The sequence below is a fragment of the Afipia sp. GW823-FHT06G09 genome (assembly GCF_058794875.1).
In genome coordinates, this window is sequence record NZ_JBXAHF010000001.1 from 566,439 (window position 1) to 591,141 (window position 24,703).

Annotated in this window: 27 protein-coding genes; 7 read left to right on the top strand and 20 right to left on the bottom strand. The window is 62.6% G+C overall.

Translation table 11 applies throughout. From position 1 onward, the window contains the following. Positions 1-374: 374 nt before the first annotated feature. The 4 genes from AC1Q67_RS02885 to AC1Q67_RS02900 all read right to left on the bottom strand — a co-directional run bounded on the left by AC1Q67_RS02885 (position 375) and on the right by AC1Q67_RS02900 (position 4,766). On the bottom strand, positions 375-1,493 hold the full coding sequence (locus AC1Q67_RS02885; RefSeq protein WP_492235282.1) for a DUF2778 domain-containing protein: 1,119 nt from the start codon (positions 1,491-1,493) through the stop codon (positions 375-377). Positions 1,494-1,715: 222 nt separating this feature from the next. Then, positions 1,716-2,009 carry a hypothetical protein gene (locus AC1Q67_RS02890; RefSeq protein WP_492235281.1) on the bottom strand — a complete coding sequence of 98 codons (294 nt, stop codon included), beginning with the start codon at positions 2,007-2,009 and terminating at the stop codon, positions 1,716-1,718. A gap of 142 nt (positions 2,010-2,151) precedes the next feature. After that, a complete protein-coding gene (locus tag AC1Q67_RS02895) occupies positions 2,152-3,657 on the bottom strand; it encodes a glycosyltransferase family 39 protein (RefSeq protein ID WP_492235280.1) in 1,506 nt (501 codons plus the stop codon). Beyond that, positions 3,654-4,766 (bottom strand): glycosyltransferase, encoded by a 1,113-nt coding sequence (locus AC1Q67_RS02900; RefSeq protein ID WP_492235279.1) that lies wholly within the window; start codon positions 4,764-4,766, stop codon positions 3,654-3,656. Before AC1Q67_RS02900 ends, AC1Q67_RS02895 begins: the two co-directional genes overlap by 4 nt. Positions 4,767-5,063: 297 nt before the next feature. Between AC1Q67_RS02900 and AC1Q67_RS02905 the strand changes: the two genes are divergently transcribed. The 4 genes from AC1Q67_RS02905 (at position 5,064) to AC1Q67_RS02920 (ending at position 8,636) form a co-directional block, all read left to right on the top strand. After that, on the top strand, positions 5,064-5,867 hold the full coding sequence (locus AC1Q67_RS02905) for a DUF72 domain-containing protein (RefSeq protein ID WP_492235278.1): 804 nt from the start codon (positions 5,064-5,066) through the stop codon (positions 5,865-5,867). 22 nt (positions 5,868-5,889) lie between these two features. Continuing rightward, positions 5,890-6,351, top strand: a complete 462-nt coding sequence (locus tag AC1Q67_RS02910) for a DUF488 domain-containing protein (protein ID WP_006021291.1) — start codon at positions 5,890-5,892, stop codon at positions 6,349-6,351. A 141-nt stretch (positions 6,352-6,492) separates the two neighbouring features. After that, the gene (gene bcsS, locus AC1Q67_RS02915) at positions 6,493-7,254 is read left to right on the top strand and encodes a cellulose biosynthesis protein BcsS (RefSeq protein WP_492235277.1); all 762 of its coding nucleotides are present in this window, start codon (positions 6,493-6,495) and stop codon (positions 7,252-7,254) included. 101 nt (positions 7,255-7,355) lie between these two features. Then, positions 7,356-8,636, top strand: a complete 1,281-nt coding sequence (locus AC1Q67_RS02920) for an MFS transporter (protein WP_492235276.1) — start codon at positions 7,356-7,358, stop codon at positions 8,634-8,636. Positions 8,637-8,640: 4 nt separating this feature from the next. Here the strand turns inward: AC1Q67_RS02920 and AC1Q67_RS02925 are convergent, their stop codons facing one another. From AC1Q67_RS02925 to AC1Q67_RS02990, 14 genes are all read right to left on the bottom strand, one after another. Then, positions 8,641-9,945, bottom strand: a complete 1,305-nt coding sequence (locus AC1Q67_RS02925) for an adenylate/guanylate cyclase domain-containing protein (protein WP_492235275.1) — start codon at positions 9,943-9,945, stop codon at positions 8,641-8,643. Positions 9,946-9,996: 51 nt separating this feature from the next. Continuing rightward, positions 9,997-11,145 carry an ABC transporter permease gene (locus AC1Q67_RS02930; RefSeq protein WP_492235274.1) on the bottom strand — a complete coding sequence of 383 codons (1,149 nt, stop codon included), beginning with the start codon at positions 11,143-11,145 and terminating at the stop codon, positions 9,997-9,999. Next, positions 11,142-12,083 (bottom strand): ABC transporter ATP-binding protein, encoded by a 942-nt coding sequence (locus tag AC1Q67_RS02935; protein WP_492235273.1) that lies wholly within the window; start codon positions 12,081-12,083, stop codon positions 11,142-11,144. The genes AC1Q67_RS02930 and AC1Q67_RS02935 overlap by 4 nt, the downstream gene beginning before the upstream one ends. Continuing rightward, on the bottom strand, positions 12,080-12,853 hold the full coding sequence (locus tag AC1Q67_RS02940) for an HlyD family secretion protein (RefSeq protein ID WP_492235272.1): 774 nt from the start codon (positions 12,851-12,853) through the stop codon (positions 12,080-12,082). Before AC1Q67_RS02940 ends, AC1Q67_RS02935 begins: the two co-directional genes overlap by 4 nt. Further along, positions 12,850-13,560, bottom strand: a complete 711-nt coding sequence (locus tag AC1Q67_RS02945) for a TetR/AcrR family transcriptional regulator (protein ID WP_492235271.1) — start codon at positions 13,558-13,560, stop codon at positions 12,850-12,852. The genes AC1Q67_RS02940 and AC1Q67_RS02945 overlap by 4 nt, the downstream gene beginning before the upstream one ends. 140 nt (positions 13,561-13,700) lie before the next feature. Continuing rightward, entirely contained in the window at positions 13,701-14,111 is a 411-nt protein-coding gene (locus tag AC1Q67_RS02950; protein ID WP_492235270.1) for a DUF4189 domain-containing protein, read from the bottom strand. Between the two features lie 68 nt (positions 14,112-14,179). Beyond that, positions 14,180-15,784 carry an NTP transferase domain-containing protein gene (locus AC1Q67_RS02955; protein WP_492235269.1) on the bottom strand — a complete coding sequence of 535 codons (1,605 nt, stop codon included), beginning with the start codon at positions 15,782-15,784 and terminating at the stop codon, positions 14,180-14,182. Next, the gene (locus AC1Q67_RS02960) at positions 15,781-16,491 is read right to left on the bottom strand and encodes an XdhC family protein (RefSeq protein ID WP_006021299.1); all 711 of its coding nucleotides are present in this window, start codon (positions 16,489-16,491) and stop codon (positions 15,781-15,783) included. Before AC1Q67_RS02960 ends, AC1Q67_RS02955 begins: the two co-directional genes overlap by 4 nt. Continuing rightward, positions 16,488-16,817, bottom strand: a complete 330-nt coding sequence (locus tag AC1Q67_RS02965) for an XdhC family protein (RefSeq protein ID WP_492235268.1) — start codon at positions 16,815-16,817, stop codon at positions 16,488-16,490. The genes AC1Q67_RS02960 and AC1Q67_RS02965 overlap by 4 nt, the downstream gene beginning before the upstream one ends. A gap of 11 nt (positions 16,818-16,828) precedes the next feature. Then, on the bottom strand, positions 16,829-18,025 hold the full coding sequence (locus tag AC1Q67_RS02970) for a vWA domain-containing protein (RefSeq protein ID WP_492235267.1): 1,197 nt from the start codon (positions 18,023-18,025) through the stop codon (positions 16,829-16,831). A gap of 20 nt (positions 18,026-18,045) precedes the next feature. Further along, a complete protein-coding gene (locus tag AC1Q67_RS02975) occupies positions 18,046-18,954 on the bottom strand; it encodes an AAA family ATPase (protein WP_024574877.1) in 909 nt (302 codons plus the stop codon). Positions 18,955-18,976: 22 nt separating this feature from the next. Then, positions 18,977-19,780: an FAD binding domain-containing protein gene (locus tag AC1Q67_RS02980; protein ID WP_492235266.1), complete on the bottom strand. Its 804-nt coding sequence runs from the start codon at positions 19,778-19,780 to the stop codon at positions 18,977-18,979. Positions 19,781-19,806: 26 nt separating this feature from the next. After that, positions 19,807-20,292 carry a (2Fe-2S)-binding protein gene (locus AC1Q67_RS02985; RefSeq protein WP_006021304.1) on the bottom strand — a complete coding sequence of 162 codons (486 nt, stop codon included), beginning with the start codon at positions 20,290-20,292 and terminating at the stop codon, positions 19,807-19,809. A gap of 207 nt (positions 20,293-20,499) precedes the next feature. Next, positions 20,500-20,949: an SRPBCC family protein gene (locus tag AC1Q67_RS02990; RefSeq protein ID WP_492235265.1), complete on the bottom strand. Its 450-nt coding sequence runs from the start codon at positions 20,947-20,949 to the stop codon at positions 20,500-20,502. A gap of 214 nt (positions 20,950-21,163) precedes the next feature. Here AC1Q67_RS02990 and AC1Q67_RS02995 point away from each other — a divergent pair, with 214 nt between their 5' ends. From AC1Q67_RS02995 to AC1Q67_RS03005, 3 genes are read left to right on the top strand one after another with little or no spacing between them, the layout of a single operon-like run. Further along, a complete protein-coding gene (locus AC1Q67_RS02995) occupies positions 21,164-22,519 on the top strand; it encodes a 3-carboxy-cis,cis-muconate cycloisomerase (RefSeq protein WP_492235264.1) in 1,356 nt (451 codons plus the stop codon). Positions 22,520-22,544: 25 nt separating this feature from the next. After that, positions 22,545-23,327 carry a 3-oxoadipate enol-lactonase gene (gene pcaD, locus AC1Q67_RS03000; RefSeq protein ID WP_492235263.1) on the top strand — a complete coding sequence of 261 codons (783 nt, stop codon included), beginning with the start codon at positions 22,545-22,547 and terminating at the stop codon, positions 23,325-23,327. 8 nt (positions 23,328-23,335) lie between these two features. After that, on the top strand, positions 23,336-23,728 hold the full coding sequence (locus AC1Q67_RS03005) for a carboxymuconolactone decarboxylase family protein (RefSeq protein ID WP_024574872.1): 393 nt from the start codon (positions 23,336-23,338) through the stop codon (positions 23,726-23,728). Here AC1Q67_RS03005 and AC1Q67_RS03010 read toward each other — a convergent pair. Together AC1Q67_RS03010 and AC1Q67_RS03015 are read right to left on the bottom strand one after the other, a co-directional pair. Continuing rightward, on the bottom strand, positions 23,701-24,231 hold the full coding sequence (locus tag AC1Q67_RS03010; protein WP_492235262.1) for a hypothetical protein: 531 nt from the start codon (positions 24,229-24,231) through the stop codon (positions 23,701-23,703). The genes AC1Q67_RS03005 and AC1Q67_RS03010 overlap by 28 nt on opposite strands. Positions 24,232-24,514: 283 nt before the next feature. After that, positions 24,515-24,676 carry a hypothetical protein gene (locus tag AC1Q67_RS03015; RefSeq protein WP_492235261.1) on the bottom strand — a complete coding sequence of 54 codons (162 nt, stop codon included), beginning with the start codon at positions 24,674-24,676 and terminating at the stop codon, positions 24,515-24,517. Positions 24,677-24,703 lie beyond the last annotated feature (27 nt).

Genomic DNA, 24,703 nt, shown 5'->3' on the forward strand with positions numbered 1-24,703 from the left:
GAACGGGGCAAGCCCCGCGCGCGCGCCGTCATAACAACAGGGGTAATTCCGCTTGGCTGTATGAAAATTGAATCTGGATGCGAAGATTGCGCACAATGTCGCCTGATCCACAATCGTCATACGCGGGCTTGACCCGCGTATCCATCACTCAAGAAAGATGGATGGCCGGGTCAAAAGGGCGTTCACGCCCGTCTTCGACGAGCTATGCCCGGCCATGACGAACTGCGAATTAGAACAAGCTCACGGCAAGACCTGCGCGGGGACGACGCGGAAAGAGCCCCTCACCCGCTCGCCATAGCGAGTCGAAGACGCGCGTGAACGCGCTTATGGCTCGCGACCTCTCCCCGTAAGAACGGGGCGAGATGAAAAACCCCTCAGTCCTTCAGGCTCGCGACGACGACCAGGCGCCGCACTTCGCCGCGCTGATAGGCTTTCAGGAATGCGTTGTAGTCCTTGAACGACACGCAGCCGTTGGAATCGCCGTTCGGCCCGAGCATGTAAGTGTGCGCGAGCAGTCCGGTGCGGCCGTGGATCGCGCCCTCGCCGCCCACCGGCGTCAGGCGCAGCGCGGCCACGCCGTGAAACAGCGCCTCGCGCGGCTTGAGCGTGTAGATGTGCGGCGGCGTCGCGCCGTGCATGCGCACGTTGACGTAGCGCGGATCGTCCAGCTTCGCGCCGAGGCCGGAATGCGCCTCGAGCTTCGAGCCGTCGGGCATGTACACGGTGCGCGCGGTGATGTCGTAGATCGCGGTGAGCTTGTCGTCTTCGCTCGACCCCGCGGGCGTCATCGCGGTGCCGTCGCTCATCACGCCGCCGTCGGAGCCGGCATAGGCGAGCACGGGGCCCGGCGCGGGCGTCCTGCCGAACAGCTTGTCGAACAGGCTCGGCGTCTTGCTGGCCATCGCGGCGAGCGCGGCGTTCTTCGCGCGCTCCACCATCTCGGAGTGGCCGGGCTTGACGCGCCCCTGCTGGGTGAATTTGAAGTCGGCCGGGCGCGACGATGGCAGCGGAATGCTGGCGACGCGTGCGGATGCCGGCGGAAGCGCAACGTCCGGCGCCTTCGCGATCTCCGCCCGCGACGGCGCGGGCTTCGGCGTATCTGGGGCCGCGACAACCGTGGGCTTGAAGGTCACCGGCGGCGCGCCGAGCGAATGGGTGACGTCCATCAGCGCGGCGTAATTCTTCTGCTCGACGGTGAGCGCGGGCGGCTCCTCGCTTGCGGGCATCAGCGCCGCGAAGCGGTCGGCGAAGGCCTGCTGATCGAGGCCGCTGGCTGCGGGCACGAACACCACGCGCGCGTCGCGCGAGGCGAGGTCGTAAGCCGTGCCGAACGCATTGCCGCTGAAGACGTTGCTATAGAGGGTCCAGCCGCAGGCCAGCGTCACGAACGCGATCGCCGCGACGCCTGCAATGTTCAAAGGGCTGGAAGTTCGAACCGAACGACCTTGGGGGTGGGCTGTGTAGCCGGTACGCGCAACAGAACTGGTACTCATACGCCTTGCATCCAGAACAATCCCGCCTTGTCCTTCCGGCCGCATTCGGCAGGTCATGCGCGAACAGCGCATGCGAAAGCGGGCCAGCGTCAGTTGCCTTGCGGAGCTTGGAGTTCCCCACGCGACATCTCGCAAAGGTGCGGAGCGGCATTAAGGCGGCATTTAGTTAAATGCGGATTAAGTGGCGGCGGATGTAAGGCAGGCCGTAAATCCGGGTTCCCTTCACTCGTCGTCGTCATCCGACGGTGGTGGCGGCGGACGCCGGGACCGCTGCTGGGCGCGGCGCGTCTGGTCGGTCGCGCGCGGCGGATTGAACACCGCATAACAGGCCGGGCTGAGGCGCGGCCCGGCATTGCGCAGGCAGGCCTCGATGCGATCGGCATCTGGGATGAATTGCCCGCACAGGCGCATGGCGTCCGGCGTGCAGGCTTCGCGCTCCTGCTCGGTTCCCTGTGCGGAAGCGGGCTGAACGCAGGCGATCACAGCGAACACAATGAAGCCAGTCACCTTCCCCATCGGGCGTCTCCTGGATGGATGGATCATCGTGAGCCAACTCATCGGCCGTCAATGCCGTTCCCGCATCATTTCTCCGCATTGCGCGCAAATAATGAGCGCGCGGAGGCGATGTGTTGTCGGATCGGAAACAGCGCGGCGCTGACTATCGAGGCCCGCCAAGCTCCGGCGCAGGCGAGCGGTCGAGCATCTCGCCTTTCGGTCCATCGAGCAGGCTGGCCTCATAGGTCTCGAAGCCGACGCCGCTGCGTTTGCGGGTCAGTTCGGTCAGCGTTTCATCGCGCGCATAGGTCTCGCGGTAGAACGGGCTTGCGCCGGGCGGGCCGATCAGGAGCGCCCTGCCCGTGAGCAGTTTGGCGTCGGGCTCCTGCATGAAGGTCCAGCGATAGCGCTGCTGGAATTGCGCGATGCAGGTGCCTTTCGGCAGATAGAACATCATCCACGACGTGGTGCCGTAGTCCGCCGCCAGCACGCAGTTTGCATTTTGCTTGATGCGAAGCGCTTCGATCTCTCTGGCCAGTTCCGGCCAGCCGACCCCAACGCTGCGCACGGTGGCATCGCGCCGGAATCCGGTGAACACGCCGGTGTTGGTCTGGACGATCAGCACCACGAACAGGATCACGCCGATCGGCAGCGCAAGACGGCGCGACCAGTTCACCGTGCGCTGCTCGCGCGCATTCCATGTCGTGCCCCACACGGCGAATGCGGCGGCGATGGCGAATGCCGGATAGACCGGTCCGAGCCAGTTGGCCTCAACGCGGGCGTGCAGCGAGTGCCAGACGAAATAGAGGAAGATCATCCAGACGCTGATGTTGACCAGCGCCGCGCTCGCGGCATTCGCAGCCCTGCCCCGCGCCAGCGCGTAAAGGCCGAGGACGCCAAGGATAAAGACGGACGGCGTCGCGAACGCAAACTGCGTCGGAATCATTTCACCGAGATACTTGAGCGTCATGCCCTCGACACGCGCACGGCCAAGCTGCTTGATGAACGACACCCACTGGTGGTCGGCGTTCCACAGGATCACGGGTGAGAAAATCGCGACGGCGACAATGCCGCCAGCATAGAGCCATGGCGATAGCAGCCACCGGCGCTGGTCTCTCACCAGCACCAGCCACAAAAGGATCTGCGCCCCGAAGAACAGTGCGGTGTATTTCGAGAGCAGTCCGAAACCTGCCGCGGCGCCAACTCCAAGCCACCAGATCCCGCGGCCGGTCTCCAGAATTTTGGCGAGGAAATACAGGACAAATGCGGATGCCACCATCAGCGGCGCGTCCGGCGTCACGATGGTGGTGCCCACCGACGCCATCAGGGTGGCATTGAGCAGGATCGTCGCCGTCGCGGCGATCCGCGCGTCATCGAACAGAATCAGTGCCCCGCGATAGACCGCCCAGCTCATCGGCAGCGCCAGCAAGACCGACACCAACCGGACACCGAATTCGGTATCGCCCGCAATCATGGTGCCGAGCCGGATCACCACCGCGACCATTGACGGATGATCGTAGTAGCCGCCCGCGAGATGCTTCGACCACGTCCAGTAGTAGGCTTCGTCGAAGGTCAGCGGTGTAAACGCCGCCGCAACAAGGCGAAGCAGCACCAGCACGGCGACGGTGACAGCCGCGCCGCGCGCCAGTTTAGATTCAGACGAAATCATTTTGCGCGCCAGACAAACAGGCTGGAGACGCCGTAGTTCCAGACCACGCCCATCAGTGCACCGGCCGCGCCCGCGAGCCACCAGATCGGCTCCTGATCGAACACGGTCGCCGCAACGCCGACATTGGCGAGAAGCCCGACGCTGCAAACGAGATAGAACAGCAGGAGACCGCGAATAAGCGCCCCGCCCTTCAGGCGCTGGTCGCGATACGTGAGCTGGTTGTTGAGGAGAAAGTTTCCGGTCATCGCGACAAAGGCAGCAACGCCTTGTGCTTCGGCGAACGGGACCTTGAGCGCAAGCGACGTGTACAGCGTCGCGAAGTGAACGAAGAGACCGATCGCGCCGACAAGAGCGAACAGCAGGAAGCGCAGCGACACCAGATCGCCAGTCAGCTTGGCAAGCACAAGACCGAGGAAGTCCAGCACGACCAGCGAATCCAGCTTGCTCTCGCCATGCTGCCGCGCGCCGAACGAAAACGGCACCTCGACCACGCGGAGTTTTCCGCCGGCGGTCGCCACGATATCGAGCAGGATCTTGAACCCCTGCACCGACAGCGACGGCGCAAGCTGCTCGAACCGTTCGCGCCGGATCATGAAGAACCCGCTCATAGGGTCGGCGATTTCGACATGCAGCAGCTTCTTTGCGATGTTGGTCGCAAGTACGCTGCCGCCAAGGCGCGCGCTCCCGAAACTCCCGGTGTCGCCGCCACTGACATAACGGCTGCCGACCACGAGTTCGGCCTGCCCCGATTGCAGCAGCGCGAGCATCTTTGGGAGCTGTGTTTCGTCGTGCTGAAGATCGGCGTCCATCACCGCGACGTAGGGCGCGCTGGAAGCCAGGATGCCCTCGATGCATGCCCCGGAGAGCCCTCGCCGGCCGATCCGGCGAATGCACCGGACACGGGAGTCGGTTTGGGCCAGTTGCCGGGCCACGTCCCAAGTCCCGTCCGGGGAATTGTCATCGACGAAGATGACCTCCCACGCGATACCGGACAGCGCGGCGTCCAGCTTCGCGAAAAGCTTGGGAACGTTGTCGCGCTCTTTGAAAGTCGGCACCACGACACACAATTGACGTGCAGGTGCTGCCCCGGGTGAGATGGCCTCAGTCATGGAGCCAGCGTATATCCGGGGGACCGGACGATGCCAAGACGCCCTGCCGGGACGCGATTTCGATGCGATAATGGCTGGAAATCGGGTGGCGGCGGGCATTCAGGGGTCCAGGAATGCCAACGACCACGGAGGGAAACCAGTGAGAGAATCAAGTCTGCGCGTACATCCGGCGCGCCCAACTTCTCACGGTTCTTCTCGTGGTCGTCCCGACAATGGAGCGGAAGCTGCAACATTGCCGATAGAAGCTAGATAGGTATGGGACCGGCGTTCCGCAAGGGTCTCCAAGGGAAATGGGAAATGGCTAAGAAATCAGGTCAAATTCATATCGGGATCGGCGGCTGGACCTTCGCGCCCTGGCGGGGCGTGTTCTATCCGGAGAAGCTGACCCAGGCGAAAGAACTGTCCTACGCCGCCTCCAAGCTGACCTCGATCGAAATCAACGGCACCTATTACGGCTCGCAGAAGCCGGAAAGCTTCCGCAAATGGGCCAGCGAGGTCCCGGACGGCTTCATCTTCTCGGTCAAGGGCCCGCGGTTCGCCACCAACCGCCGTGTGCTCGCCGAGGCCGGGGATTCCATCAAGAGGTTCTACGATTCCGGCGTCACGGAAATGGGCGACCGGCTTGGGCCGGTATTGTGGCAATTCGCGCCGACCAAGAAGTTCGACGAAGCCGACTTCGGCGCCTTTCTCGACCTGCTGCCACGCAAGTTCGATGGCCTCGCCCTGCGCCATGTGGTCGAAGTGCGAAATGACAGTTTCTGCACGCCGGCGTTCATCGCGCTGCTGCGCAAGCATAACGTCGCGGTGGTCTACGCCGATCATGCGAAGTATCCGGCGATCGCCGACATAACCTCCGATTTCGTTTACGTCCGCCTCCAGACCGGCAAGGATACGGTGAAGACCGCCTACCCGCCCAAGGAGCTGGATGCATGGGCGAAGCGGCTGACACTCTGGGCGCAGGGCAGCGAACCGGATGACCTTGCCCGCTTCGACAAGACGCCGCCGAAGAAAAAACCCCGCGACGTGTTCGCCTATGTGATTCACGAGGGGAAAATCCGGGCTCCTGCTGGGGCGATGGAATTGATCGAGCGCGTGACGTGAACGAACGAGGACGGGAGACAGCATGGCCAAAGCCAAAAAGCTCTTCACCATCGGCTACGAACAAACGCCGCCGAAAGCGGTGCTCGACGAGTTGCAGCACGCGGGCGTGAAGCTCCTTGTCGACGTGCGCGCGATCGCGTCATCGCGCCGCCCGGGATTCTCCAAGACCCAGCTCGCAGCAGGGCTCGATGAACGCGGCATCTCGTACGTCCATTTGCGGGGACTCGGTACACCGAAGGACGGCCGCGAGGCCGCGCGCAGCGGCGACATGAAGGCGCTGTCGAAAATCTATCACGCGCATCTGAAAACCCCGCAGGCGCGCGCAGAGATGGACGAGCTTGCGGCACTGGTGATGAAAGCCGGACCGGTCTGTATTCTCTGTTACGAGCGCGATCACACAGCCTGCCATCGCAAATTCATCGCCGAGATCATTGAGGACCGCGAAGGCGTGAAGATCGAAAACCTGGTCGCCCCGCAGTTCTGAGTTATCCACAGGCTGCCGGAAAATTTTTGCAGCCCGTTCACGGCGCGTTCCCGCTCGTTCGCTGGACGAACTTCGCCTTTGGCGCTCTAATCAATGAGTATTTTTACGTAAGTATTTTTGCGTCCGGGGCTTGGGGGCTCCATGCGTTGCGTTGGGAGGGTGCGCGTGTTTTGCGTCACCGCCGCCGCGTTGCTTTGCGGAGGCTCTCCAACTGTGGCCGATCCCCTGAATGATCTTCTGCTGCCACCGGCCAGCGCTCTCAGCGGCGGCGCATATCCCGAGAAGTTTCTCTATTTCAGCGGCTTCGATCTCTGGCGCAGTGGCGGCTCCTTCTACGGCGGCCTGCAATGGGCCCCCGGCGGCCTCAACGAGGATGGCTTCACACTCAAGGTGCTGCTTGCACAAGGCAGTTATCGCTACCTCGCTGGCAGCACCAACATTCGCGGCACCGGACTGCTGGGAGCGATCCTTCCGGGCTGGCGGATCAAGCGCGGCGACGTCGAAATCAAGGCCTTCGCCGGTCTCGATCTACAGAACCATCGCCTGTCGCCGGACGATCCCAGCAACAGCCTGCGGGGCAATCATGCCGGCCTGCGTATAGGCGCGGATCTCTGGTGGGAGCCCACCCCCACCATGATGCTGGCGTCGTCGATCTCCGGCTCGACCATCGGCAACAGTTTCGGTGTGCGCGGCGCTGCCGGCTGGCGCGTCATGGATCGTTTCTGGGCGGGGCCCGAAGTGGAAACGTCGGGCGATGTGGTCTATCGGCAGTACCGGATCGGCGCCCACCTGACATCTTTCAAAATGTCGGCTTTCGAGTGGTCGCTGGGCGCAGGCTATGTCCAAGACAACAGCCACCGCTCCGGAGTCTATGGGCGCATCGGCGTGCTCACGCGCCGGTAGCCCAAGCCTAGACTTTGGTCGACTCCGAACCTAAGGACCGTTGAAGCGTGTGATTTCGGTCATACTTGAGCGCTTCTTTCCTTCCCGTTTCAGGACACGCAATGCTTTCTTCGTGGGTTTCGGCACGCCTTGCCACGCGCGGCATTCACTATGGCTGGGTCATGGTGGCCGTGACGTTCCTGACGGCGCTTATTAGTTCGGCCTCCGTGGGTGCGCCCGGCGTCTTCATCCTGCCGCTGGAGAAGGAATTCGGCTGGAGCACGACGCAAATATCCTCCGCGCTGTCGATCCGCCTGCTGTTGTTCGGTCTGATGGCTCCCTTCGCCGCCGCGCTGATGGTGCGCTTCGGCCTGCGCAACGTGGTGATTTCCGCGCTGACCATCATTTCGGTGGGCCTGCTCGCGTCGCTGGCCATGACCCAGGCCTGGCATCTGATCGCGCTGTGGGGTTTTGTCGTCGGCTTCGGCACAGGCATGACCGCGATGGTGCTGGGCGCAACCGTCGCCACGCGCTGGTTTGTCGCGCAGCGAGGGCTGGTCGTCGGTATTCTGGCGGCCAGCGTCGCAACCGGACAGCTGATCTTTCTCCCGATCATGGCCTATCTCACCGAAGTATTCGGCTGGCGCACCGCCATGGGCACCATGTGCGTGATGCTGGCATTCGCCGCCGTGACGGTCTTGCTGTTCATGAGCGACAGGCCCTCGGACGTCGGCCTGCGTCCCTATGGCGATAACGGCAATGCTCCCGTCCCGGCGACGCCACCCGCGACCTCGATCGTTGCTGCGGCTTTCGCGGCTCTTCGCGATGCGTCGAAAACCCGCGTGTTCTGGATTCTGTTCGGCACGTTCTTCGTCTGCGGCGCCAGCACCAACGGATTGGTCCAGACCCACCTCATCCCGATGTGTGCTGACTTCGGCATTCCCGCCACGACATCCGCAAGCCTGCTCGCGGCCATGGGCATCTTCGATTTCGTCGGCACCATTGCGTCAGGCTGGCTTTCGGACCGCTACAGCAACCGCTGGCTGCTGTTCTGGTATTACGGCCTGCGCGGGCTGTCGCTGGTGTTCCTGCCGTTCACCAATTTCTCGTTCTATGGCTTGTCGCTGTTCGCCGTGTTCTACGGCCTCGACTGGATTGCCACCGTCCCGCCGACCGTGAAGCTGACGGCGAAGCACTTCGGCCCGGAGCGCGCGGCGATGGTGTTCGGCTGGATTTTCGTCGGCCATCAGCTTGGATCGGCAACGGCCGCATTCGGCGCGGGCCTGACGCGAACATTATATGAAAGCTATCTGCCGGCGTTCTTTGCCGCTGGCATCCTTTGCCTGATCGCGGCGGCGGTGATGATGCTGCTTCGGAACAACCCGAAAGCGGCGACGGCATAACAGATCAGCCGAGGCGCCAGACCGCCATCGGCTGCTCGTAGCCTTTCACCGCGACCTCGCCGAGCGATATCGCGTCCGCGCAGGCATCGCCGAGAGAGTCGCGAACCGCCGACGAGACCAGAAATTGCGAGTTGAATTCCTTGTTGAGGGCTTCAAGCCGCGCCGCAAAGTTCACCGTGTCGCCGATGACCGTGTATTCCTTGCGCCGCGATGAGCCGATGTTGCCGGCGACGACTTCACCGAAATGAAGTCCGATTCCGACGCGCAGCGCCCAGGTATTCACTTCATTGTTGCGCGAGACCGCGACCAGCATCTCACGCGCCGCCTCGACCGCGCGGGCCAGCGCGTCGGGCGACTCGAAGGGCGCTCCGAAAATCGCCAGAAATCCGTCACCGAGAAACTTGTTCACGATGCCGCCGTGACGGTCGACGATCTCAACAAGAACTCCGAATACGCCATCCAGCCGGTCGACGATTTCCTGCGGCGTATGCGACCGCGCGGCGGCCGTAAAGCCGCGGAAATCAACGAACATGACGGCAACGCGGCGGATGTCGGAAGCCGTGCTGGTTCCTTCCGTCAGGAGGCGCTCCACAACCTGCGGTGAAACATGCTGACCGAACAGATTGGTCACCCGGTCACGAGCGGATGCAGCCGCGATGCTCTTCTCGAACTGCCGCCGCAACTGAACCCCGACCGCTCCCGCGAGCACGCCGCCAGTAAAGAAGATCAGGCTGCGCGCGAAATGGTACTCGAATTCCGGCCGCCCATCGGGATGATAAAGCATCGCCATCGCAAGCAGTTCGGCGGCGGCGACGAACCCGGTGAAGGTCGACAGCCAGAAATCAAGCCGCAACGTGGAAAGAATAATGAAAACGAAATAGACCAGCGGCGCGACGAAACCGAGCGCCGTAACCGACCCCATATTGTCGATGTGAAGCGCAAGCGCGATCGTCGGCATGCTGGTTTCGATGAAGGCGCTTGCGTAGCGCCTTGCGACCGATACGTCGCGGTCAAGCTCGAGTTGCCGCTTCACCAGCGCATGGGCGAGCAGCTCAAACAGAAGGAAAGGCCCGAGAACGATGAAGAGATAGACCGGTTTGAGATTGCCGTGCCAGAGCTGTTCGATTTGTTCAGGTGCGATCAGGTACACCGTCCACAACATGCCGGCGATCGCCGAAGCCGTAACGATCAGCGTCTTGATCCGGATCAGTTCGGTTTTCAGAATTTCCCGCGTCAATGCGCGGTGGAAGTCCGCGGAAACCGGCTCCCGTTCTTCGCTGCTCAAAAGCTCTTTCAGACCGCGTATCATGCCTGCCCCTACAGCGCCTTTACGGGCAGAATACAGCATCGGCCAGCGGCCTCAATCCAAAGTGCGCCGGAATCGCGTGACAGCGATGCTCATGGCGACCAGCACCAGCACGCACAGAGCGACGGCGTCGTACTGCAGGTTCTCCAGCGACGCGCCTTTCAGCATGATGGCGCGGACGATGCGAATGTAGTGGGTCAGCGGGAGCGCTTCTCCGATCCATTGCGCCCAGACCGGCATGCCCGCGAATGGAAACATGAAGCCGGACAGAAGAATGTTCGGCAGGAAGAACATCATCGACATCTGCATCGCCTGAAGCTGGTTCTGCGCGATGGTCGAGAACGTGTAGCCGATCGACAGATTGGCCGCGATGAATAGTGTCGAAAGGGCGGCCAACACCGACAGGCTGCCGAGGATCGGCACATGGAACAGGAAGTAGCCGATGCCGATGATGATTGTCGCCTGCAGAAAGCCGACGAGCACATAGGGAATAATCTTGCCGAGCATCACCTCCACCGGAGTGATCGGCATCGCCAGCAGGTTTTCCATGGTGCCGCGTTCAATTTCGCGGGTCACCGACAGCGCAGTGAAGATCAGCATGGTCATGGTCAGGATTGTCCCGACAAGACCTGGCACGATGTTCAACCGCGATTCCGCCGCCGGGTTGTAGCGCGCATGGGCGCGGATTTCGAACGGCATCGAAGGCGGATCGCCGGCGTAAAGATCATGCTTGAGGGCCGACTGCGCGATCTGTCCTAGTGCGCCGAGCGCAGAGCCGGACGCCACCGGATCGGTAGCGTCCGCAGCCACGAGCAACGCCGGCCTGTCGCCCCGCCGGACCGCGCGCTCGAAGCCGCGCGGAATCTCGACGCCGAACAGGACCTTGCCGGATTCCAGCAGACTGTCGAACTCGGCGACGGTGTGGACTTCACGCGTGAAGCGGAAATAGGCGGTGTTCTGGAGCGCCTTGAGGATCGAACGACCGAGATCGCTGTCCTCCTGCAGCAGCACGGCGGTCGGCAGGTTGCGCGGCGTGGTGTTGATGGCATAGCCGAACAACAGCAACTGCATGATCGGCAGCATCACGATCATCGCGAACGAGACGCGGTCGCGGCGGAGCTGAAGGAACTCCTTCACCAGCATCGCATAGGTACGCTGCCAGAAGCCGCGCGCGCCGCCGTTGCTTGTTTCGGTTGCGCTCATTGGAAGTTATCCTTCGAACGGCTCATCAGCTCGATGAAGACATCTTCAAGTGAGGGCTCTGACTTGTGCCATGTCGTATCGCCGCCGGACCTGTATGGCGCGATTGCGTCCTCAAGCGCTGCCGCATCGCGTCCCGACACATGAAGACTGGTGCCGAACGGCGCGACCATATCCACGCCGGGCTTGCCGGTGAGATCGGCGGTCAGCTTGTTCAGTCCTTCGCCGGTCACGGTGTAGGTGGTCAGCGCCGACTTCGCGATCACCTCCTCGACAGTGCCATGCACCAGCAGGTTGCCGTAGGCGATATACGCGATCTCATGACAGCGTTCCGCCTCGTCCATGTAATGTGTCGACACCAGAACAGTCAGGCCCTCGGCTGCCAGCGCATGGATCTCATTCCAGAATTCGCGCCGCGCCTTGGGATCGACACCGGCGGTCGGCTCATCGAGCAGCAGCAACTGCGGACTTGGCAATGTGCAGGCGCCCAGCGCAAGCCGCTGTTTCCAGCCGCCGGACAGTTCGCCGGCGAGCTGTTCTTCGCGCCCCGACAGACCAATGCGCTTGATCATCTCGCGCGCCGCGCCGCGCGGGTCCGGCACGCCGTAGAGTCGCGCGACGAACTCAAGATTTTCCCGCACCGACAGATCCTGATAGAGACTGAAGCGCTGCGTCATGTAACCGACGCGCCGCTTGATCTTGTCGGCATCGCGCCTGATGTCGTAGCCGAGGCAGGTCCCCTCGCCGCTGTCTGGCGTCAAAAGTCCGCACAGCATGCGGATGGTTGTGGTCTTGCCCGAGCCGTTAGGACCGAGAAATCCGTAGATCGAGCCGCGCTTCACCTGCATCGACAGATCGTGCACCACCTCACGGCCGTTGAACGACTTCGACAGGCCGTGGACCTCGATCGCGATATCGGATTGTGCGGTGTCGGTGCTCACGGCGTCTTGCCATCTGTGAAGATGCTGACCGGCTGACCGACGCGCAGGCTGTCCGGCTTGTTCGGCCGCGCCTGGATCAGATAGACCAGCTTCGAGCGCTCATCGAGACTGTAGATCACGGGCGGCGTGTATTCCGCCATGGTCGCGATAAAGTAAATCTTCGCGGTTAGTTCGCTGGCGCAGCCGTCGCATGTCACGCGAACGTCCTCGCCGACCTTCAACTTTGGCAACTCGGGCTCCGGCACGAAGAAGCGGACCTTCATGTTGCCGGGCGGCAGGATCGACACCACCGGCTTCTGCGCAGGAACGGTCTCGCCTTCGCGAAAATAGATCTGCTGGATTGTGCCCGCGATGGGCGCGTTCATCCGGCGGCGGGCCAGCCGCGTCTGCGACGTGTTCACCTGCGCTTCGGCAACGCGCAACGCGGCCAGCGCGGAATCGAGGTTTGCCTGCGTGCCGGAGCCGGTCTTGCTCAGAGACGCCGCGCGATCGTAGGCCTGCCGCGCATTGACGAGTGTGGCGTTGCTCTGGTTCAGGGCAGCCTGCTGGAGATCATCGTCGACCGCAAACAGCGGCATGCCGACTTCGACCCTGTCGCCTTCGCGAATATTGAGTTTGACCACGCGCCCCTGCTCGTCCGGGCTGACAAAGATCATGTCGGCTTCGACCCAGCCCTGATAACCGGGCTTTTTGGAATCCCAGCAACCCGCCAGGCTTAGGGAAGCCAGCAACAGCACCAAACTTTGCGAAACACCTCGCGACGCAATCATGTCGCTTTCCCTTCACTAAAAATCAGATCGAGATGAATCCGCAGCATCGCGGCAATATCGAGCGGTGCCTGCTTTCCGAAAAGACCTTGCCAGATCACCGCAACAACCAGCGGCCCGACCAGAAGTTGCGGAAATTCCGCCAGTGCCGGATTGCGGATTTCGCCGCGCGCGATGCCGTATTCGATCAGCTTGCGCATTCCGGCGATACCGTGCGTGATCACCTCGCGGTAATAGAAATCCGCGAGTTGCGGGAAGCGCGTGCCTTCGGAAATGATCATCCGCACGATGTCGGCGCGCTTTGTGCCGATGACGTCGCGAGCAAACGTCTCGGCCAATAATTCGATCGCCGCGCGCGCCGATCCCGCGCCTTCCCCGATCTGCGGATTCGAAATCCGGACAATCAGCGGCCCCAGCGCCGTGCGCACCAGTTCCTGAAACAGCGCTTCCTTGTCCTTGAAGTGCAGATAGATCGTACCTTTGGCGACGCCGGCGCGTTTGGCCACATCGTCGAGGCGCGTCGCCGCAAATCCTTTGGCGGTGAATTCATCGAGACCCGCCGCGATGATCGCAGCACGCCGTTCGGTGGCACCGACCGCGCGCTTTGACGGACGCGGCGATGCAGCGCGATCCGCCGGCGCGCGCGTCCTGGCCTTGCGCGCGGCTTTGTCTTTCACGGGACGCGTGTCGATCAGCGGGAGTTTTGCCATCCGCTGAATATGACTGACTGGTCAGTCATATTCAAGATCAGAAAACAACTTTCCAAATGAATCTCTTAAACCTTTGATTATATGCAGATTATTCAACCACCTAGGCAAGCTGCGGCGAGAGGCTTTGCTGAAAACCTCTCCTAGCCCTTGGCGTCGCACGCCCAGGCACGGATGACGCATTCCTTGCCGCCGAACGCGTAGCACTTCTTCATCGCCTCATTGAGTGCGCTGGAAATGCGCGGGGCAACAGCATAGCCATGGGCTCCGCACGGCTTGGTCATATCGAGCGACAGCGCAGCACAGGCGCGTTTCATGGTCACTGCCGAGCACTCACCCTTGCATTGCTTGAGGGCAGCGGCTCGTGCGGCCTGCTCGGCGGGATAGTCGAATGCCTGGCCATAGGCGCCGCATTTGCCAATCGCCAGCGCGCCAGCGGCAAACGCCGGTGTGGCAGCAAGGTGGGCGGCAAAAGCTGAAACCAAAGCAAAAATAAAAACAGCGCGGCAACACGCCGCCGTAAAAGCCGTCAACGTCCCCTCCCCAGAGGTCATTCCGGGATCACACTAGGCGGAAGGGCGTTTCAACTTGGTGAACAAGGCGGAAAGAAAGGAGGTAAACGCTAGCCGCGCCGTGCGTCTGCCAGCATTTCCGGCGTATCGATATCGAGAAAAGCGCTCTTGCCCTCAACCTCGACTTCTGCGACCGCTTCAGCATGCTGAGCGATCAGGTGCCGCGCACCGATATCACCATCGAGCGTCATCAATTCCGGGAAGAACCGCCGCGACCACAACACTGGATTACCGCGCCGGCCGCCCGCCACCGGCACGACGATCAGTGATCCTCGATCCGGCGCAAACGCATCCACCAGCCGGTCGATCAGTTTCGAATCGATCAGCGGCATGTCGCCCAGACACACCACAGCACCGTCAGCGGTCTCAGGGACCGCACCGATGCCAGCCTTCACGGAAGTTGCGAGGCCTTCGGCAAAATCAGGATTTCGCGCAAACTCGACCTTGAGCCCCTTCAGCGCCGCTTCGACCTCCAGGCTTTGGTGGCCGGTCACAACAATGACAGACGATGCCTTCGAGGCTAGCGCCTGTTCGGCGACGATCCGCACCAGCTTCTTCCCGTTCAGCTCGGCCAGCAATTTGTTCGGCCCGCCCATGCGCGTCGAGCGTCCCGCCGCGAGGATCACGGCTGCGACCTTGCGATTGCCATCGGCCTCGACCGGGACGCGCGGCTGCGGTCGTGTCACGATTTCCATCAGGAGGCCGCCGACTCCCATGCCGGTGACATCCGCGCGGGTGACCGGAAGCCCGGCCAACAGGCGCATCAATATCCAGTCGAATCCGTTTTCCTTCGGCGAACGTGCACAGCCCGGCGCGCCGAGTACCGGTGAATTTCCGACCTTGCCGATCAGCATGAGATTACCGGGATCGACCGGCATCCCGAAGTGCTCGACCGCTCCGCCGACGAGTTCGATCGCCGCCGGGATCACGTCGCGCCTGTCGGCGATCGCGGAAGCACCGAACACCAGCACCAGTTCGGCGCCGAGCGCGAGCAGTTCTTCGATGGCGGGCGCAAGCGCACTCTCGTCGTGAGGAACGCGGCGTTCGCCGATGATGCGAGCGCCGGTCGGAGCGAGACGTTCCTCGGTGACGCGTAACGTTTTCTCGATCACCTTCGGTGCCAACCCCGGCAGGATCGTCGAGACGATCCCGACACGCTTGATCGTGAACGGCGCGACCCGCATCCGCCCCGCACTGGCAGCGACCACGGCAGCGTCGCGCAGCTTCGCCTCCACGCCAAAGGGAATGATCTTGACGGTAGCGATCATTTCTCCGGCAACCACCGGCTTGAAAGCTGACAGCGTGGCGAAGGTGATCGCCTCATCCACCCGGTTGATACGGTCGACGGCATCGCGGTCCACCACCAGCACGCCGGCTTCCGCCGCAAACAGGTTGGCGCGGCCAGTGAAGGCGCGCTCGACGTTGACGCCCTCACCCGCCACCGCAGCAGCAATGCTGGCCGCCGCCTCGTCCTCGGACACATCGTCCTTGTCCAGGCGCGCGACGACGATTTCATTCACGCCAGCCTGCTTGAGGGCCGCGATTTCAGCCGCGCCGATGACAGTGCCTTTCTTGAGGACGAGCGGCCCCTGACGGATGGCGTGAACGGTGACGCCGCCGATGCTGTCTTCCGGCGCAACAGGACCGAATTTCATGCCGCTGACTTCGTCTTGAGGGGCGTGTCTGCAGGAAGCCGGAGCCGCGCTGTAATCTCGGCCATGATAGCGACCGCGATCTCCGAGGGCGACACCGCACCGATATTGAGTCCGATCGGCGCGTGGATACGCGCCAGCGCGGCGTCGCTCGCACCCTGGGCCTTCAGACGCTCGAGACGTTTGCCATGCGTCTTCCGCGAGCCCAGCGCGCCGATGTAGAAACAGTCGCGCTCCAGCGCATGCAACAGCGCCGGATCGTCGATCTTGGGATCGTGGGTCAGCGCGACAAACGCCGTGTAGCGGTCGATGTTAAGCGGCGGCAGCGCCACGTCGGGCCAATCCGCAAACAGCGGCACATCGGGGAAACGTTCGGGCGAGGCAAAGGCCGTACGCGGATCGACCACGAACACATCGTAGTCCAGCGACTGCGCCAGCGGCGCCAGCGCCTGACTGATGTGGACCGCGCCGATAATCACCAAACGCGCGGTCGGGGCATAGACGTTGAGAAACAGCTTCCTGCCGTCGCTCTCGATCATGCCGCTCTTGCCCATGCGCAGATGCTTGTCGAGTTCGGCATGAAGCGGATCGGCCGCGATGTCCGCCGCCTTGATCAGGCGCTGGTCGCCGCTCACCACATCGGTCACGACGATCACAGCCCGGCGCGCCGCGCGCTCGGCGTTCAGCTCGGCCAGAGTATTCTGTTTCAAGAGTTGTCCACCTTCTCGACGAAAACCCGGATCGTGCCGCCGCACGACAGTCCGACATTCCATGCGGTCTCGTCGGCCACGCCGAATTCCAACATCTTCGGCTTGCCGCTGGCGATCACGTCGAGCGCTTCGGTGACCACCGCACCTTCAACACAGCCGCCGGAGACGGAGCCAAGAAACGTGCCGTCATCGTTGATCACAAGGCTCGATCCCGCCGGACGCGGCGCGGAGCCCCAGGTCTCTACCACGGTGGCGAGCGCAACACCGTGACCGGACTTCATCCAGATCTCGGCGGCCTTCAGGATGTCTTCGTCGCGGTTGAGCATGGTTCGATTCCTCAAGCTGCGGAGCGGGTCTCAATACGCCGTGGCGGCTGGTCCGACGACAGCGCGTCGATCAGCCCCTCCATCGACTTCAAGTTATGCACGGGACGGAATTCATCAACATGCGGCAGCATCATTTTGATGCCCTGCGCCTTGGCTTCAAAGCCCTCAAAACGCAGAAGGGGGTTGAGCCAGATCAGGCGGCGGCAGGACCGATGCAGCCGGTCCATCTCGAACTCCAGCCGGGTATCAGCCTCGCGCTCCAGCCCATCGGAGATCAGGAGTACGATGGCACCCTGCCCCAGCACCCGGCGGCCCCAGAGGTTGTTGAAGTTGTGCAGCGAGGTCGCAATCCGGGTGCCGCCCGCCCAATCCTCGACACTGCTTGAGCAGGCCGCCAGCGCCTCGTCTGGATCGCGCGCGCGCAGCGCCCGCGTCACGTTGGTCAGCCGCGTGCCGAACAGAAACACCGAAACGCGTTTGCGCGCGTCGGTAATCGCATGCAGGAATTGCAGGAACAGACGGGTATAGTCGGTCATCGAGCCGGAAATATCGAGCAGCGCCACAATGGGTGCGGGCTTATCGATGCGCCCGAGCCGCTGGAATTTCACAATCTCGCCGCCGGTGCGCAGACTGCCACGCAGCGTCCGTCGCAGATCGAGCCGCTGGCCTCGCGCGTCCGGCTTGAAGCGGCGCGTGCGCAGCTCAGCCTGCGGAAGCTTCATCTTCGCGATGGCGCGGGTAACCTCGGCGATCTCGGCCGCGCTCATCTGCGCAAAATCCTTGCGCTGAAGCACCTCGCGGTCGGACACCGAAAGCTGGACGTCCTTCTCCTCGACTTCCGGCCCTTCGATATTGCGGCTTTGCGCGAACGCCTCCTGGACACGGCGTGAGGCTGGCGGCGGCGGCTTCTGCGCCTCGGGCGGCAGCGGCACCGAGTCGAGCATACTTTCCGTGCCCTCGGCACGTCGGAAGAACAGGTCGAACGCCTGCGCGAAAATCAGCGCATGCTCATGGCGTTTGACGAAGATCGATTCGAGTGTGGTGAACAGATCGGCACGGTTGCCGATATCGATCAGTCGCATCGCCTTCAACGCGTCGATCACAGCGCCCGGCCCGATCGGCAGTCCGGCGCCGCGGAGCGCTCGTGCAAAGCCGATCACATTGTCCGCAATCAATCCGGTCGTTGGGGTCTCGATGTCATCTGCCATGACGATTCCCGAAAGCGCATTCAGGCCGCAGGATCGCTGACGGCTTCCTTGATGACCTTGTCGAGGGCCGGCCCCTGCATGCGCGCGATATCGTCCTGATACTTCAGCAGCGCGCCGAGCGTATCGCCCACCACCTGCGGAGTCAGCGAACGGGCATCGAGTTCGGTGAGAGCCGTCGCCCAGTCGATGGTCTCGGCCACGCCGGGCACCTTGAACAGATCCTGTTCGCGCAGCGCCTGCACAAAGCCGACCACCTGCTCCGACAGCTTCGCGCCGATATTCGGCACACGCGACTTGACGATGGCAAGCTCGCGCTCGGCGGACGGATAGTCGACCCAATGGTAAAGGCAGCGGCGCTTGAGCGCGTCGTGGATCTCGCGCGTGCGGTTCGAGGTCACGATGACGATCGGCGGCTGCGGCGCCTTCACGGTGCCGAATTCCGGGATCGTCACCTGAAAGTCGCTGAGAATTTCCAGCAGATAGGCTTCGAACGCCTCATCCGCGCGGTCGAGTTCGTCGATCAGCAGCACCGGCGGTCCGGCAACATCCGGCTCCAGCGCCTGCAGCAGCGGCCGCTTGATGAGATACTTCTCCGCAAACACGTCGGCAGACAGCTGTTCGCGGTCAGTCTCGCCGCTCGCTTCCGCCAGACGAATGGCAATCATCTGCGCGGCGCTGTTCCATTCGTAGACAGCGGATGCGACGTCGAGACCTTCATAACACTGCAGACGGATCAGCTTGCGCCCGAGCGCCGCGCTGAGAACCTTCGCAATCTCGGTCTTGCCGACGCCGGCCTCGCCTTCCAGAAACAGCGGCCGACCCATCCTGAGCGACAGATAGACAACCGTCGCGAGCGAACGCTCCGCGAGATAGCCGCGGCTGGTGAGCAGATCGAGCGTTGCATCGACGGACGCCGGGATCTTGCTCATGAGGCGAAAAACTCCAATGGCGCTACTTTGCTGTGGCGGCTTCCACGGCCCGGCGTGCGAGCACACCGATCAGGTGCGCACGATACTCCGCGCTGCCGTGAATGTCGCTATTGAGGCCATCGGCGGACACCGTCAGCCCATCAAGCGACTTCGGCGAAAAACGCTTCTTCAGCGCTTCCTCGAACTCGGTGACGCGGAACACGCCGTCACCACCTGCGCCGGTCACCGCCACGCGGACATCCGACGGACGCCGCGCAACGAACACGCCGACCAGTGCGTAACGCGAGGCCTGATTGCGAAATTTCTGATACGCGGCCTTTTTCGGCAGCGGGAACATCACGCGGGTGATAATCTCGTCCGGCTCAAGTGCTGTCGTGAACAGGCCCTGGAAGAATTCCTCCGGCTTCAGCCGGCGCTTGTTGGTAACGATGGTCGCGCCCAGCGCGGTCACGGCAGCGGGATAATCCGCCGTCGGATCGTTGTTGGCGAGCGAGCCGCCGATGGTGCCCTTGTGGCGAACGGCGGGATCGCCGATCAGACCTGCAAGCTCCGCAAGCGCCGGGATCGCTTCGCCGACAATGGCGGAGTTCGCAACTTCCGCGTGGGTCGCAGTCGCGCCGATCACCAGATTGCGGCCCTTCATCTCGATGCCGTTCAGCCCCTCGATGTGGCTGAGATCGACCAGATGCGGTGGGCTGGCAAGCCGCTGCTTCATCACCGGCACCAGCGTGTGGCCGCCGGCGATCAGCTTGGCGTCCTCGTTCTTGACGAGAAGATTGGCGGCCTGCCGCACAGTCCCCGGACGATGATATTTGAAGTCGTACATGAGCGGTCCTTCGGGAACGGCGTCGGTTACGCGAGATCGGATTTGGCCATCGCCTTGGCGCCGGCCGCGATCGACAAGACGATGTTCTGGTAACCGGTGCAGCGGCACAAATTACCTTCGAGTTCTTCCCGGATCACTTCGTCGCTCAGGTCGTGCCCCTTGCGATGCACGAGATCCACCGCCGTCATGATCATTCCCGGCGTGCAGAAGCCGCATTGCAGGCCATGATGTTCGCGGAAGGCTTCCTGCATCGGATGCAACGGCGCACCGTCTGCGGCGAGGCCCTCGATGGTCTTGACCTCGTGCCCGTCGGCCATCACCGCCAGCGTGGTGCACGACTTCACGGCCTTGCCGTCGAGATGGACGACACAGGCGCCGCATTGCGAGGTATCGCAGCCGACATGGGTGCCTGTCAGGCGCAGATGCTCCCGCAAAAACTGGACGAGCAGCGTGCGCGGTTCGACCTTCCCTGTCACGGGATTGCCGTTCACGATCAGTGAAATCTTGGCCATCAACACTCTCTTGTTTTCAGCTTGGCGCCCAGATTGTGGGACTCAAGTTCTGGGACTCACGCAGCACCGCATGGCGCGGCGCAAAACGCGTTTATAATGGTTCCAAATTCATAATATGGGCCATTGCGGCAATGAGCAACCTCATGGCGCGCCGCTTCCGGACAAGAAGGCTTGATTTGTACGAGGACCTGATATGCCGAAACGGCCTTAGCCCGTCTTCACCGCGTCAGCGAATTTGGCGAAGAATTCATCGGCCAGCTTCTTGGCCGCGCCGTTGATCAGCCGCTGACCGAGCTGCGCGAGCTTACCGCCGATCTGGGCCTCCACATTATAGCTCAGCAGCGTGCCGCCATCCTTTTCCGCCAGCGCCACAGTGGCGCCGCCCTTGGCGAACCCGGCGACACCGCCCTCGCCTTCGCCCGAAATCTTGTAGCTGTTCGGCGGATCGAAATCGCTGAGCGTGACCCGGCCCTTGAAGCGCGCGGACACCGGCCCGACCTTCATCTTGGCGACGGCCTGAAACTGGTTGTCGCCCGACTTTTCCAGCTCCTCGCAGCCCGGAATGCAGGCTTTCAGCACGGCTGGATCGTTGAGCTTTTCCCAGACCACTTCGCGGGAAGCAGGAAGCTGCACCTCGCCCGTCATCGTCATTGCCATGTGCAAGCCTCCCTTTAACTCGATGGCCGCGTCCCGCGGTTCTGCCAGTGTCAATTAGGATACAGCGCCCGCAAAGGAAAGGGTATCGTGCGGGAGGGAGCGTTGCAAAACTTACGCAATGCACCCGGCAAATGTCGCTTCATGTTGCGGCGCTTTCAGCAATGGGTATCGCGCTATTGGCACGCTTCTGCGCGTTGGATAGGGTCCGCGCATCATGAGTTCTTCCCTGCCTCCCCTGCTCGCACCCTTGCTGTCGAGCGCCGCCATGCGCACTGTGTGCGACGATGAAGTCTATTTGCAGCATATGCTGGACTTCGAGCACGCCCTTGCGCGCGCTGAAGCCGCGGTCGGCATCATTCCAGCCAGCGCCGTCGTCAGCATCGCAAAAGCCTGTCACGCCGAATCGTTCGACCGCCCCGCGCTGGCCGAAGCAGCCGTGCAAGCCGGCAATCTGGCGATTCCGCTGGTGAAAATGCTGACTGCGAAGGTCGCCAGTATGGACCCGTCCGCCGCACGTTACGTGCACTGGGGCGCGACCAGCCAGGATGTGATCGACACCGCCACGATGCTGGGCCTGCGCGCCGCCATCAACGCCCTGATCACGGATCTTGACCGCGCGATTGCAGGATTCGCCCGCCTGGCGATTCAGCATCGCGAGACCGCGGTTGTCGCACGCACATGGTTGCAGCATGCCCTGCCGATGCCGTTCGGATTGAAGCTGGCGGAATACGCGGCTGCGCTGCATCGCTCGCGCGAGCGGTTGAAGCGCCTGCGCCGCGAAACTCTTGCCCTGCAATTTGGCGGCGCCGCCGGAACGCTCGCCGCACTCGGCGAGAACGGTCTCAAGGTCGCCGAACAGCTCGCCCAGGAACTATCGCTGCCGCTGCCGGACGCGCCATGGCACACCCATCGCGACCGAATCGCGGACGTCGCGTCGGCACTGGCCATTCTCACCGGCACCTGCGGCAAGATCGCCCGCGACGTCTCGCTGATGATGCAGACCGATGTCGCAGAAGCCTTCGAGCCTGCGGACGAAGGCCGTGGCGGCTCGTCAACGATGCCGCACAAGCGCAACCCTGTGGCGGCAGCGCGAGTCCTGGCCGCTGCGACAATGGCGCCGAATCTTGCCGCGACGATCATGGCCGCGCAGGTCCAGGATCATGAACGCAGCGCCGGCCCCTGGCATGCCGAATGGCCGACATTGCCGACACTGCAACTGGTCACATCGGGAGCGCTTGAGGCGATTGCAGAGATCGCCGAGGGACTCGAGGTCGACCCCGAGCGGATGCGCGCCAATCTCGACATGACCCAAGGCCTCGTGATGGCCGAGGCCGTATCGATGGCGCTGGCGGAAAAAGTCGGCAAGAGCGAAGCGCATCACATCGTCGAAGCCGCAAGCCGCAGGGCCATCGAAACCCGGCGGCATTTGCATGAAGTTCTCGCGGAAGATACACGCGTCACGACACATATCGACACAGGCACACTCAAGGGCCTGTTCGATCCGATGGCCTATCAGGGCGTCGCACAAACGCTGATCGACCGGCTGCTCGCATCATTGACCAGCGAATAACAACAAGACCTGACGGAGACTGCATATGCCTATGATCGACGCCGACGGATGCCTGCTCAATGTTTCGGTGGAAGGGCGCGACGGCGGACCGACGATCATGCTGTCGAACTCGCTCGGCGCGACGATGCAGATGTGGGAACCGCAAATGGCGGCACTGACGAAGCTGTATCGCGTCGTCCGTTACGACCGACGCGGACACGGCAAATCCGGCGTTCCCGCCGGACCCTATTCGATGGAGCGCTTCGGCAAGGACGTGCTGGCGATACTCGACGATCTCAATATTGAAAAGATCCACTGGTGCGGCCTGTCGATGGGCGGAATGGTCGGCCAGTGGCTCGGCGCCAACGCGCCGGAGCGGATCGAAAAACTGATTCTCGCCAATACGTCCTGCTACTATCCCGATCCGACCAACTGGCTGAACCGCATCAAGGCGGTCAACGAAGGTGGGATCGCATCCATCGCGGATGCCGTTATTGCTGCCTGGCTGACGGCGGATTTCCGCGAACGCGAGCCGCAAATCACCGCACGCATGAAGGCCATGCTGGTCGCCACCCCTGTGCAAGGTTATGTCGCCTGCTGTGAGGCATTGAGCCGGCTCGACCAGCGCGACCTGCTGCCCCGCATCACCGCGCCGACGCTGGTGATCGCAGGACGCCACGACGTCTCGACGCCGGTCGAAGCCAGCGTGTACATCCGCAGCAACATCCCCAATGCAAGCATGACCCTGCTCGACGCGGCGCACATCTCCAACGTCGAGCAGTCGCACAACTTCACCGAGGCCGTGGTCGGCTTCCTGACCCAGCGCTGAGAGAAGCCATGGACGACGATCAACGCCGCGATCAGGGCACGGCAAAACGGCGCAAGGTGCTCGGCAACGCCTGGGTCGATAAATCGGTGACCGGCAAGAACGCATTCAATGCCGACTTCATCGATCTCATCACGCGCTACGCATGGGGTGATATCTGGACGCGTCCGCATTTCGACGAACGTACCCGCCGCGTGCTGGTGATCGGGACCATGGTGGCGCTCGGACAATGGGACGAATTTCGCCTCCATGTGCGCGCAGCCTTGAGCGAAGGCGGTTTCACACCGGACGACATCAAGGAAATCCTGCTGCAGCAGGCGATCTATTGCGGCGTCCCCGCCGCCAACCATGCGGTCAAGGAAGCCGCCGCCGTGGTTCAGGAATTAGGGCTGCTCGAGAAGTAGCTGTGATGCGGCTCCGCTGCGGCTGCCTTCTCGGTCGCCGGCGCAGTTTCCTGATCGGTATCGACGATCAGCAAAATCGCGGCTCCGATCAGCAACAGCGATTCACTGGCATGAAGCCGCAGCGCCGCGAGTTCGCCGACTTTTGACGCCGCGATCAGGCTTGCCATGCTGATGAAGGAGCCAACCCCGAGCGCGAAAGCCAGCGCCTCGTCGGCTCCGCCCTTGTTGCGGATCGCCGCACGGATCACCAGCAGCAGAAACACAAAGAAGAACGCGGCTACGATGACTTTGGAGAGGGCGAGCAGCCACGCGACGCGGATGGTTCCCATCGCCGAGAGAGTCACAAAGTCGCTGACATACATCGCGGCGGCGATATTGGTGCGGTCATAGAATCCGCGGATCGGCGAGACCCAGATCTTCATCGCCGAAATCACCCATGACGGGATGAAATAGCACGCCAGAAGCACGCCATTGAACGTGCTGATCCGCCAATCCTTCGGCATGCCGCCTCGCCCTGATCTGAGGGGCATAGCGCTCCGAAACTGGCGCTTCGATCATGCCCCGGCCAAAGCGGCGCCCTGTTGGACACCGCAATGATGATCGGCGGAGCTAACGCCCCTCAAAGGCGAGCGGCAATTTAAACCCTTTCTTAACCTTAACGGCGCCCCCGGCCCTGTGGACAACCGGCCCGGAACGCCGCGCCAAAGAAAAATCCCGCCTTTCGGCGGGATCTTCCTGAGACTGTCCGAACGGAACAATCAGGGCATGAAGATCATGCCCGAAAATTCAGTGTCCGCCCTTTTGCTGGCCCTGCTGGCCTGGCTTCTGGCTCGGGTCCTGCTGCTGCTGGCCCGGCTTTTGGCCGCCACCCTGCTGCTGCCCCGGCTTCTGGCTGGGATTCTGGCTCTGCTGACCCGGGTTCTGGTTCGGATTGTTCTGGTTACCCATGCTGGCTCTCCTTCGTTGAACACTGAG